General features: G+C 65.1%; 8 protein-coding genes. 1 reads left to right on the forward strand and 7 read right to left on the reverse strand.

All coding sequences use genetic code 11. The features are described 5' to 3' along the window. Positions 1–126 precede the first annotated feature (126 nt). The 6 genes from rnd to RAD15_RS03325 form a co-directional block, all read right to left on the reverse strand. Positions 127–1,275 (reverse strand): ribonuclease D, encoded by a 1,149-nt coding sequence (gene rnd, locus RAD15_RS03300; protein WP_458174306.1) that lies wholly within the window; start codon positions 1,273–1,275, stop codon positions 127–129. A gap of 407 nt (positions 1,276–1,682) precedes the next feature. Then, positions 1,683–3,014, reverse strand: coding sequence for an extracellular solute-binding protein (locus tag RAD15_RS03305; protein WP_458174308.1), 1,332 nt, complete (start codon positions 3,012–3,014; stop codon positions 1,683–1,685). A gap of 10 nt (positions 3,015–3,024) precedes the next feature. Continuing rightward, on the reverse strand, positions 3,025–3,894 hold the full coding sequence (locus RAD15_RS03310; RefSeq protein WP_458174310.1) for a carbohydrate ABC transporter permease: 870 nt from the start codon (positions 3,892–3,894) through the stop codon (positions 3,025–3,027). After that, the gene (locus RAD15_RS03315; protein ID WP_458174312.1) at positions 3,891–4,841 is read right to left on the reverse strand and encodes a carbohydrate ABC transporter permease; all 951 of its coding nucleotides are present in this window, start codon (positions 4,839–4,841) and stop codon (positions 3,891–3,893) included. The genes RAD15_RS03310 and RAD15_RS03315 overlap by 4 nt, the downstream gene beginning before the upstream one ends. Position 4,842: 1 nt before the next feature. Then, entirely contained in the window at positions 4,843–5,694 is an 852-nt protein-coding gene (locus RAD15_RS03320; RefSeq protein WP_458174314.1) for a phosphodiesterase, read from the reverse strand. Positions 5,695–6,039: 345 nt separating this feature from the next. After that, positions 6,040–7,512 carry a protein adenylyltransferase SelO gene (locus RAD15_RS03325; RefSeq protein WP_458174316.1) on the reverse strand — a complete coding sequence of 491 codons (1,473 nt, stop codon included), beginning with the start codon at positions 7,510–7,512 and terminating at the stop codon, positions 6,040–6,042. A 196-nt stretch (positions 7,513–7,708) separates the two neighbouring features. On the opposite strand from RAD15_RS03325, the gene aspS reads away from it, so the two are divergent. After that, positions 7,709–9,481 (forward strand): aspartate--tRNA ligase, encoded by a 1,773-nt coding sequence (gene aspS, locus RAD15_RS03330; protein WP_458174318.1) that lies wholly within the window; start codon positions 7,709–7,711, stop codon positions 9,479–9,481. 180 nt (positions 9,482–9,661) lie between these two features. Here aspS and RAD15_RS03335 read toward each other — a convergent pair whose 3' ends face one another. Next, positions 9,662–11,644 carry a hypothetical protein gene (locus tag RAD15_RS03335; protein ID WP_458174320.1) on the reverse strand — a complete coding sequence of 661 codons (1,983 nt, stop codon included), beginning with the start codon at positions 11,642–11,644 and terminating at the stop codon, positions 9,662–9,664. Between the last annotated feature and the right edge of the window lie 154 nt (positions 11,645–11,798).

Below are 11,798 nucleotides of genomic sequence, written 5' to 3' on the forward strand. Positions count from 1 at the left end.
ACCCGTACCGCGTGGTCTACCGATGGGGTTGGTAGGAGTACCGGGTGGCGAGCCTTCGCCAAACTCCTCCCTGGGGTTATGGGTCCCGGCCTTCGCCGGGACGACACTGGGAGGGGGCGAGGCCGCCTACGCCCGCTGAACCCCGATCACGCGGCCTTTCTCGACCGCCAGCGCCAGTTCGCCGCGCTTGAGCTTCAGCGCGGCATCGCCGAACAGTTCGCGGCGCCAGCCGCGCAGGGCGGGCACGTCGGCCTCGTCACTGGCTGCGATCTCCTCGAGATCGTCGACGGTGGCGATCACCTTGCTGGCGACGGCGTGGCGCTCCGCAGTCATGCGCAGCAGCACCTTCAACAGCTCGACGATCGCCGCGCCATTGTTATTGTTGCGCGGCTTCTCAAGCTTCGGCAGCGTCGACAAATCCCGCGCGAGCCCGCGCTGGACAGCCGCGACGATGTCCGCGCCCCATTTGGATTTCTCAAAGCCCTTTGGGACGGAGCGCAGGTTGGCCAGCTTCTCCAGCGTGTTCGGGGCGTGGGTGGCGATGTCGCTGATCGCCTCGTCGCGCAGCACGCGGCCGCGCGGCACGTCGCGGCTCTGCGCCTCCTGCTCGCGCCAGGCCGCGACCTCCATCAGCACCGCGAGGTCTTTCGGCTTGCGCACGCGCGTCTTCAGCCGCTCCCAGGCGCGCTCGGGGTGGAAATCGTAAGTGCGGGGCGAGGTCAGGACCTCCATCTCGATGGAGACCCATTCGCTGCGGCGGCGCTTCTTCAAATCGGCATCGAGCGCGGCGAACACGTCGCGGAGATGGGTGACGTCGGACACCGCGTAATGCATCTGCTCCTTGGTCAGCGGCCGGCGCGACCAGTCGGTGAAGCGGTGGGTCTTGTCCGGGCGGTGGCCGGCAACCTTCTCGACCAGCGCGTCATAGGCGATGCTGTCGCCGTAGCCGAGCACCATCGCGGCAACCTGGGTGTCGAACACCGGGTGCGGGATGATATTGGCTTGATGCCAGATGATCTCGATGTCCTGGCGGGCGGCGTGGAACACCTTCAGCACGGCCTCGTTGGCCATCAGCTCGAAGAACGGCTTGAGGTCGAGGCCCTCGGCCAGGGTGTCGATGACCACGGCTTCCTCGGCGCTGGCCATCTGCACCACGCACAGCAGCGGGTAGTAGGTGGTCTCGCGCAGGAACTCGGTATCGACGGTAATGACGGGGTGCTTGGCCAGCCGGCTGCAGGCAGCCGCGAGGTCAGCGGTGGTGGTAATCAAATCCATGAACGGCCCATGACACGTGACATCAGCCGTTCTGCCGAAAGCGCTGTGATGTCAAGGGGCTCGATGCGAATTCGAGCCTTGTATTTGGACCGGAATCGCTTTTTCCGACGAAATTCCTATTCGTAGCGGATCCGGTGCGAGGATTTGCGGGCGCAGGGCAGCGCCACCACGACCACGCACATGGCCACCAGCGCCAGGCCCAGGAACTCGAAAACCATTAGATCCACGGCGAAATCTCCAGAAACATTGATAGATTTGTCGGGGGTGCGTTGAGGGTCTGTTAATTCCAATGGTTACCGGCGGCCGGGCGGGCCGGATGGTGGACGGGGGGTTAATGCGGGCGCCCGAAATGCGTTCGGCGCCCCGCATGGCGGAGCGCCGATGTTCGTTTGCCGATGATGTCCGCCTTACGGCAGCTTCAGCGACGTCTCCGCATTGTACGGCTTGAGCGTCTCGTCGGCGGCCTTCTGGGCGGCGACGAGGGCTTCCTTCGGCTGCTTCTTGCCGTTGAGGACCAGCATCACCTCGTCCTCGAGGGTTTTGCGGACCGGGACGGTCTTGTAGGTCGCAAACCAGGGCTTTGCGACGTCGAGCTGCTCGACGGCGGTCTTGGCGTCGGGGTTCTTGTTGAGGAAGTCGACCATCTCGGGCGTCTTGTAGGCGGCCATGTTGGGCGCGAAATAGCCGGTGGCGCGGCTCCACCAGCCGCTCTTCTCGGGCGAGGTCATCCACTTGATCAGCGTCCAGGCGGCCTTCTGCTTGTCGGCTTCCTGGCCCGCCGGAACGATCAGCGAGGCGCCGCCGATCGGCACGGCGTTGCGGACGTTGCGCGGGATGAAGGCAACCTTGTAGGCGAACTTGGCGTTGTCGCGCACGTAAGTCAGCGAGCCCGTGGACAGCATCATCATCGCGGCATTGCCGGAGATGAAGGAGGTGCTGACGGCCGGGCCAGGCGTGGCGCCGGGCGCGTGGACCTTGTGCTTGCTCACGAGGTCGTTCCACCAGGTGAGAGCGCCGAGCATCGAGGGCGTGTCGTAATAGACCTCGCCGCCGAACTCCTCGTTGTAGTAGCGCCCGCCATTGCTCATGGTGAGCGTTTCCATCATCCAGCCGCAATAGTCGTAGGCGCAGGGGATCGCGATGCCCCATTGGGTCACCTTGTCGCCCTCGCGCTTGGTGAGCTTCTTGGCCCAGTCGGTGAGTTCGGCCCAGGTCTGCGGCGGCTTGTTCGGATCAAGGCCCGCTTCCTTGGCCTTGTCGGCGTTGATGTAGAGCAGCGGCGTCGAATTGTGGAACGGCACGCCGTAGACCGAGCGGTTGATCACTGCGTTGCCCTGCAGCGCCGGGAAGAACTGACCCAGGAACTGGTCCTTGGTGGTGCCGTCGGCGGCGATCAGGCTATCGAGATTGGAGAGCTCGTTCTCGATCTGCATGTCGAGCAGGAAGTTCGCCGACATGATCACGGCGGCGGGCGGCTTGCCGGCCTTGATCGAAGCGCGCGTCTTGATCAGCGTGTCGTCATAGGAGCCGGTGTAGACGGCGGTCGCCTTGATGGCGGGATGGGTCTCGTTGAACTCCTTGATCAGGGTGCCCATGTCGCGAGCGAGCTTGCCGTCGACGGGGACAGGAAAGAACAGGTCGATCTCGGTCGGACCTTCGGCCTGCGCCGGGAAGACGAGGGCACTTGCCAAAGTACCTGCCACGGTGAGGCCCAGCATGAGCCTGCGGGAGAACAGCATCGGAAATCTCCTATTTGATGCCTGAGGTGACGAAAGAGCTGATGAAGCGTTTCTGGAAGATCAGGAAGGTGATGAGCAGCGGCGCGATCACCATCAGCGTGCCCGCGGCGATGGTGCCCCAGGCCTGCGTGCCCTCCGCGGTCGCGGTGAACACGGAGAGCCCGACCGTGAGCGGCCGCTTGTCCGGCGAATTGATCACCATCAGCGGCCACAGGAAGTCGTTCCAGTGGCTGGTCACTGAGATGATGGCAAAGGCCGAGAAGCTCGGCATCGACAGCGGCACGTAGATGTGGCGGATGCGCTGGAGCAGGCTGGCGCCGTCGATCAGCGCGGCGTCCTCCAGCTCGGTCGGAATGGCTTCGAAAGCCTGGCGCATCAGGAAGGTGCCGAAGGCGGAGGCGAAGAACGGCATCATCACGCCGGTGAGCGTGTCATAGAGGCCGAGCTGCGCGATCAGGCTTAAATTCGGCACGATCAGCAGCACCGGCACCAGCATCAGCTGCATCAGAAACAGATAGAAGATCAGCGTCTTGCCGGCGAACTTCAGCCGCGCAAAGGCAAAGCCTGCCAGCGTGATCGTGACGAACTGCACCAGCAGGATGCCGGTGCAGATCAGCGTGGTGTTGAGGGCGTAGCGCGGGAAATCGCCGATCTCCCAGGCATCCCTGACGTTGTCGAGCGTCGGCTTCAGGCTCGGCATCAACTCGGCCATGGCGTTGATGCCGTCGGACGCCGGACGCAGTGTTGCCACGCCCATCCAGAGGAACGGGATCAGCCAGACGATCGCGAGCAGCACGGTCAGCGCGAAGCCGAGCTTCGGCGTGATCTCGTTGCGGGTGGCGAGCGGGGCGTCCTTGTAGAGCCTGTCGATCAGCTTCATGCCCCGCCCTCGCGGTTCGCCATGGTGCGGAAGGAGAGCGCGGTGAGGCCCATCAAGGCGGCGAGCGTCAGCAGCGTCGCGGCCGAGGCCTTGCCGATGTCGTAATGCTCGACCGCCTGCTGGTAGATGTAGAACAGCACGAGATTGGTGGAGTTGGATGGGCCGCCCTTGGTCATGACGAAGACGTGGTCGACCTGCGTCACCGCGTTGAGCGTGGCGATCACGATGACGAACAGGAAGGTGGGCTTGAGCTCCGGCAGGATGATGTAGCGCAGGCGCATGAACGGTCCGGCGCCATCGAGGTGCGCTGCCTCCATCACGTCCTCGGGCACGGCCTGGAGCCCGGCGAGGAAGAACAGCATGTAATAGCCGGCGTTCTTCCAGATGGTGATGACCATGATCGCGGTGAGCGCGATATCGGGGTCGCCGAGCCAGTTCGGCAGCACGGGAAGCAGCCGGCCGATATAGTGGTCGAGCAGGCCGACATTGGGCAGGAAGATGAACAGGAACAGTGCTGATGCCGCGACCATCGGGATCAGCACCGGCAGGAACAGCGCAGCGCGCAGCGCGCTGCTCACCGCATGGGTGCGCGACAGCGCCAGCGCGAACAGCAGCGCGAGGCCGATGCTCGGGATCGCCGTACCGACGGCATAGATGAGGTTGTTGACGACCGCGCCGGTGAAATAGGGATCCGCCAGCACCGCGCTGACATTGTCGAGGCCGACGAAACGGAGCGGCGCCTTCGGCGTCGCGCGCTGGTAGAGCGCGTCGACGAACACGCGGCCCATCGCGCCATAGGTGAACAGCGCGAGGAAGATCAGCGAGGGCAGCAGCAGCAGATAGGCCGGCAGCGAGGATTTGAAGCCGGTCGTGAACCGCTTCAGGACGTGCAGGCGCGGTGCTGCCGATGCCGCGACCGGGAGAGCCGCGGGTTCAGCGAGGCTCATCTCACCGCGCCGCGAACTTGAGCGCATAGTCGCGGCCGTCCATCCCCGCGGGCGGGTCGAAGGAGAAGCGCAGACTGGTGTCGAGGAAGTCGTGGCTGTGCACGACGATGTTTTCGTCGTCGATCAGCGCGACGCCATAGGCCGGCGGCTCGTGGCTCGCCAGGTGGTCGGTGGCGGCGGGGTCGAGCTCGAACCAGACCTGGTGATTGGTGCCGCGCAGGGTCGAGAACGGGATCTTGCCGTAGCTGCCGAAGATCGGCCGGTGCACATGGCCGAAGAAGAGGTGGCGGATGCGCGAGCGGTAGGGCGCGATGACCTCGGCGAATTCGGCCCTCTGTGCGAGCGCGATCTCGTCCATCGCGTGGACGCCGACCGGGAAGGGCGGATGGTGCATGAACACGACGAACTGCTGGTCGGCGGGCGCGGCCGCGAGCGTGCGCGCGAGCCAGCCGAGGCGCTTGGCGCACATCTCGCCCGCGTGGCTGGTCTCGTCCAACGTGTCGAGGAAGACGAACAGGCCGTGCTCGGTGGTGCGCGTGCCCTGCACGAAGCCGTTGGGATCGCGCGGCGCCGCCTTCAGCGCGTCGAGGCAGGTGACGCGGCGGTCGTGATTGCCGACCATGGCGATATAAGGGATTGTCAGCGCCGACATTGCCTCGGCGAAATTGGCATAGGATTCAGGCTCGCCCCAATGGGTGAGGTCGCCGGTCACGACCGCAAACGCAGCGTCGGACTGGTGCTTGTTGATGTCGGCGATCGCCGCATCCAGCCGGGCGCGCGGATCGAGCCCATAGAGCTTCAGCCCGGGGTTCGCGAGATGCGTGTCGGTGATGTGGATGAATTTGAAGGGCATGGCGCGCTTTGTCGGGACAGTTGGAGGATGGACGCCTCCGGCAAGACGACCCTGCCAGCCCGTTAGAGCGCGTGTGTTTCAGTTTGATGACAGCGGTTCCCGTGGCGGGACGTGTCCACAGGATGCGGGGTGAGAGTTGGCGAGCCGCATGACGCTTAAAAAATCTCGAAAACAACCCCATGCACAGTAGCCGATGGTTGCCGGAACAATGGCTTACGCGTCTTTCGGCACGCGTTGACACGTCGGGCAAAACAGGGGCATGATGCGATCATCGGAAAATCCGCAGAACGCGCGAGGCGGTGGGCTGCTCGACGGCAGCGCCATCCAACGGCACCGCGTTTGTCGCTACGTCCCGCAGAACGTCTGCAACACCCGCTGGTCCGGCAGCGGCGGATCGGCGTAGGCGGCGTAGTCGGGCTGGTCCTCGTATGGCCGGGCCAGCACCTTCACCAAGTCTTCGAACGGCGCGTAATCGTCGTTGTTCACCGCAGCCTGGATCACGGCCTCAACGCGGTGGTTGCGCGGAATGAAGACCGGGTTGACCGCGTGCATGGCGGCTTGCCGTTCGGCTGCGCTCTGTGGCTCGATCGCGATACGTTCGCGCCAGCGTCCGGCCCATTCGTCGAAAGCTGCGGGCTCCATGAACTGCGCGCGCACGTCGGCGCCATCATCGCCGGCGGCATCACCGAGCTTGCGGAAGGTGAGGGTGAAGTCGGCCTGGTTCTTGGCCATGGCATCCAGCAGGTCCTGGATCAGCGCCTCGTCGCCGTCGCGTTCCGTGAACAGGCCGACCTTCTGGCGCAGGCCCGCCTGATAGGCGGCGCTGAAGGTCTCGCTGAAGGCGCCGAGAATGTCCTGGGCTTCCGCGACCGCCTTCTCCTGGTCGTCGGAGAACAGCGGCAGCAGGCACTCGGCGAGGCGCGTCAGATTCCACAGCGCGATGCGCGGCTGGTTGGCGTAGGCGTAGCGACCCATCTCGTCGATCGACGAGAACACCTGCGATGGGTTGTAGGCGTCCATGAAGGCGCAGGGGCCGTAGTCGATGGTCTCGCCCGAGATGGAGGAGTTGTCGGTGTTCATCACGCCGTGGATGAAGCCGACCAGAAGCCAGCGCGCGACGAGCTCGGCCTGGCGCGCGACGACGCCGGCGAGCAGCGCGTGATAGGGGCGCTCCACGTCGCGCAGCTCGGGATAGTGCCTGATGATGACGTGGTCGGCGAGCCGGCGGATTGCGTCGGTGTCGCGGCGGACGGCGAAGAACTGGAAGGTGCCGACGCGAATGTGACTGGAAGCGACGCGCGTCAGCACCGCGCCGGGCAGTGCCGTCTCGCGGATGACGTGCTCGCCGGTGACGACGGCAGCAAGCGAGCGCGTGGTCGGAATGCCCAGAGCGAACATCGCCTCGCTGACGATGTATTCGCGCAGGACCGGCCCGAGCGCGGCGCGGCCGTCGCCGCGGCGGGAGAACGGGGTGGGGCCCGAGCCCTTGAGCTGGATGTCGCGGCGGACGCCGTCTCTGTCGATGACCTCGCCGAGCAGGATGGCGCGGCCGTCGCCGAGCTGGGGCACGAACTGCCCGAACTGGTGGCCGGCATAGGCCATGGCGATGGGATCGGCTCCGGCGGGAACCGTCTTTCCGGCCAGGATCTCGGCACCCTCCGGGGTCTCCAGCATATCAGGATCGAGCCCGAGCTGGACCGCCAAGGGCCGGTTCAGCTTGATCAGCCGGGGGGCGGCGACAGGGGTCGGCGCGACGCGGGCGAAGAAGCTGTCCGGCAGGGCCGAATAGGAGTTCTGGAAGGGGAAATGCACCGTCATGGCCTCAAGATAGGGCTGGAACGCCCGATGGCAAAGGTTCGACCTCTGATATGCCAAAAATGGGCGCTTCCAGCCCAAATCAGCCCGTTCCCTTGGTTGCCGCCCCCCGCCTCGTCGGGTAAACCCTGCCGCAACTTCGGACCGGCCGTTACAGGCCGTCCGATTCGTTTCCTCCGACATCATTTTTGGGACGACCATGCATCGCTACCGGTCACATACATGCGGCGCGCTCCGCGAGAGCAACATCGGCGAGACGGTCCGCCTTTCGGGCTGGGTCCATCGCGTTCGCGACCATGGCGGCGTGCTGTTCATCGACCTGCGCGACCATTACGGCCTGACCCAGTGCGTGGTCGATCCGGACTCGCCGGCGTTCTCGCAGGCCGAGAAGCTGCGCTCGGAATTCGTGGTCAAGATGGACGGCAAGGTCCGCCGCCGCCCCGAGGGCACCGACAATGACGATCTGCCGACCGGCAAGGTCGAGATCTATGTCAGCGAGATCGAGGTGCTGGGCCCGGCCGGCGATCTGCCGCTGCCGGTGTTCGGTGACCAGGAATATCCTGAAGACATCAGGCTCAAATATCGCTTCCTCGATCTGCGTCGCGAAAAACTGCATCAGAACATCATGACGCGCGTCGAGATCATCAAGTCGATGCGCCGGCGCATGGAGGGGCAGGGCTTCTTCGAATTCAACACCCCGATCCTGACTGCGTCCTCGCCGGAAGGCGCGCGCGACTTCCTGGTGCCCTCGCGTATCCATCCCGGCAAGTTCTACGCGCTGCCGCAGGCGCCGCAGCAGTACAAGCAGCTGCTGATGATGTCGGGCTTCGATCGTTACTTCCAGATCGCGCCATGCTTCCGCGACGAGGACCCGCGCGCCGATCGTCTGCCGGGCGAGTTCTACCAGCTCGACGTCGAGATGAGCTTCGTCACGCAGGAAGACGTGTTCGCGGCGATGGAGCCCGTCATCACCGGCGTGTTCGAGGAGTTTGCCAAGGGCAAGCCGGTGAGCAAGAACTGGCGGCGGATTCCGTTCGCCGAGGCGCTGCGCAAATACGGCAGCGACAAGCCGGACCTGCGCAACCCCATCGAGATGCAGGACGTCTCCGAGCATTTCCGCGGCTCCGGATTCAAGGTCTTCGCGCGCATGCTCGAAGATCCCAAGAACCAGGTCTGGGCGATCCCGGCACCGGGCGGCGGCAGCCGCGCTTTCTGCGACCGCATGAACTCGTGGGCGCAGGGCGAGGGCCAGCCCGGCCTCGGCTACATCATGTGGCGCGAGGGCGGCGAGGGCGCCGGTCCGCTTGCGAACAACATCGGGCCCGAGCGCACCGCTGCGATCCGCGCGCAGATCAGCGTGAAGGAAGGCGATGCCGCCTTCTTCGTTGCCGGCGATCCCGACAAGTTCTGGAAGTTCTCTGGTCTTGCCCGCAACAAGGTCGGCGAGGAGCTAAACCTCACCGACAAGGAGCGGTTCGAACTCGCCTGGATCGTCGACTTCCCGATGTACGAATACAACGAGGACGACAAGAAGGTCGACTTCTCGCACAACCCGTTCTCGATGCCGCAGGGCGGCCTCGACGCGCTGAAGGGCCAGGATCCGCTGACCATCAAGGCGTTCCAGTACGACATCACCTGCAACGGCTACGAGATCGCTTCGGGCGGCATCCGCAACCACGTGCCGGAAGCGATGGTGAAGGCGTTCGAGATCGCGGGCTATGGCGAGCAGGAAGTGGTCGACCGCTTCGGCGGCATGTACCGCGCCTTCCAGTACGGCGCGCCGCCGCATGGCGGCATGGCCGCCGGCGTCGACCGCATCGTGATGCTGCTCTGCGGCACCACGAATCTGCGTGAGATCTCGCTGTTCCCGATGAACCAGCAGGCCATGGACCTGCTGATGGGTGCACCGTCGGAAGCCACGACCAAGCAGCTCCGCGAGCTGCATGTGCGGGTGAACCTGCCGCAGAAGTGAGGCGCGGCGAGTTGCCCGTGCCCCGGACGCAGCGCAGCGCTTCCCCGGCGATGCGAAGCATCGTCCGGTTCAGCGGTGCGCTGCAGAGCCGGGGCCCATGTCGCGGCGAACTGCGGGCCTCTCTGGGGCCCGGCTCTGCGCAGCAGCGTTACACGCTGCAGCGCGTCCGGGACACGAGACCTACAGCCCCGTCGAGGCCTCGATCCTGAACTGCGACAGCGCGCTCTCCGGGTCGGTCTGGGTGAGCTGCATCAATTGCATCAGCGGCACCTTGGCGCGGGGCGAGAGCTTGAGCGTCAGCGTCTGACCTGACGTCGCGACGAAGCCGGCCAGCGCATCCACTACCGCCCTGACATCGAGATTGGACGCCGCGAACTTCTCGCCCTGCGCCCGGACCATCTCGACCATGGCGCTGCGCGCAGCGTCACGGCTGACATTCTGCGTGCGCGCGAACTGAGCCACGATCAGATCGACGACGCCGCTGTCGCGCAGCGAGAGCTCGACCGCGCCGGTCTCGATCTGCCCGGCCTGGCTCATGGCCTGCACCGGATCGGTCGTGAACAGGCCGCGCGGCACGTTGGCGAGCGCGAAGCGGGCCTGTGCTCTGGCGAGATTGCCGAGATCGATCGTGGCCGGCGCGAGCGCGAAAGTGCCCGACGATTCCGTCCAGGCGGCGCCGAGATCGAGGTTGATCGCGAGCTTGTCGATGCCGGCCATGGTCAGCGGCAGCTGCGTCGGATTGGAGGGATCGGTGGGAGCAACCATCTTCACGACCAGATTGGCCTTGCTCGGGATCGATCCGACCAGCTGGCCCCAGGCCAGGCTGATCGTGTCGATGGTGACGAGCTGCCGCGTGTTCTTGTAGGGCGAGACGACGCCCTTGATCTCGGCGCCTTCGAGCACCCGGAACAGGCCCAGCATCTGGTCCGGCGACGGCGCCTGGCCGGGATTGGAGAGGCTGGCCGCCCAGCGGATCAAGTTTGCCGCGCTGAAGGATTTCAGCGCGAAGCGTTCCATCTTGAACTGTCCCTGCGGCGCCGGCGTATCGACGCCCTCGACCGCGAATTCGCCTTGCGTGTACCTGATGGCGTTGACCTTGCCGGTCCCTTGCGGCGTGCCGACCGAAATCCTGCTCACCTCGGCTCTGCCGATGCGAAGACCCTCGTAGAGTCCGGCGAGCTTCTCCATCATCTCGCGCGCTTGTGCCGGCGTCGGCGGGGCTGATTTGTCCTGCGGCAGCGCGGCAAAGATCTCGGCCAGTCGGAATTTCGACGGCTGAACGTCGATATCCTCGATGATGAAGCCGGCAATATCGACGCGCATTCCCTGCGCCGATTTGAGCACATAGGGACCGGCCGAGACTTGCCGGTAAACCCGCCGATAGGTGTCGTCACTGGCTGTCTGCGGGGCGAGCGCCGCGATGATCGCGGCCGCATCGAAATCGTTGACGATGATGTTCGACAACTCGCCGGTCAGCTTGTCCGGCTTGCCGGGCTGCTTCACGTCGATCGAGATGACGGCGCGGTCCGCCTTCATCGCATCGATCTTGCCGCGCTTCAGGTTCTGGATCGCCAGTCCGGAATAGGCGACTTCGCCGCTGCTGGCGCCGCTGCCCGCGCCGCTGTTGCCGGCATCGAAGCTCATCGTCAGCGTCGGCGCCGTGAGCGACGACGCCGTGACGTTCGCGTACTGACCGAGCACGTAGCGGTACAGGTCGATCAGGGAGCCGTCCGCTGGCGCATTGCCGGCATGAATGGGACCGGCATAGTCGCGTAGGATCAGTTGCGGGATCCTGTAGGAAGCCTTCAGCTTCGCAGGGCCGACCTGGTCCAGCGCGACCTCAAACCCGGTGATGTCGATGCTGTCGGCCGAAAAGCTGACATCGTCGATCTGGCGAACGCCCGTTCCCTTGATGCCGGCAATCTTGATCTGCGCCTGCGACTGGTTTCCGGGCGTGACGGCGATGTCCTCGATCGTGAGGGTGCGGCTCGGCAGATCGAACCCGATCTTGCCGTGGCTTGCCTTGCCGCCGCCTGCGCGGATCTGCTCGAACGCGGCCTCGATCTCGGCGGTGGCGCGATGCTGTGCGTAGAGGTTGAAGCCGAACCATCCGCCGGCGGCCAGCACGGCGAGAGCGATCAGGCCGATCAGAATTCGCTTCATTCCCAGCTCCAGTTGCTCGTTTTGCACCGCGCAACCTGCCATATTCGCGAAACGCCGTACGGTCCAGGGAAAGCTATGGTTTTCAAATATTTGACCGCGCCCCCTGTTGATGGGGGCGCAATCGGATGTTGCCACCGAGGCGCCCGCCGTGCTT

This window comes from Bradyrhizobium sp. 14AA (assembly GCF_054185205.1).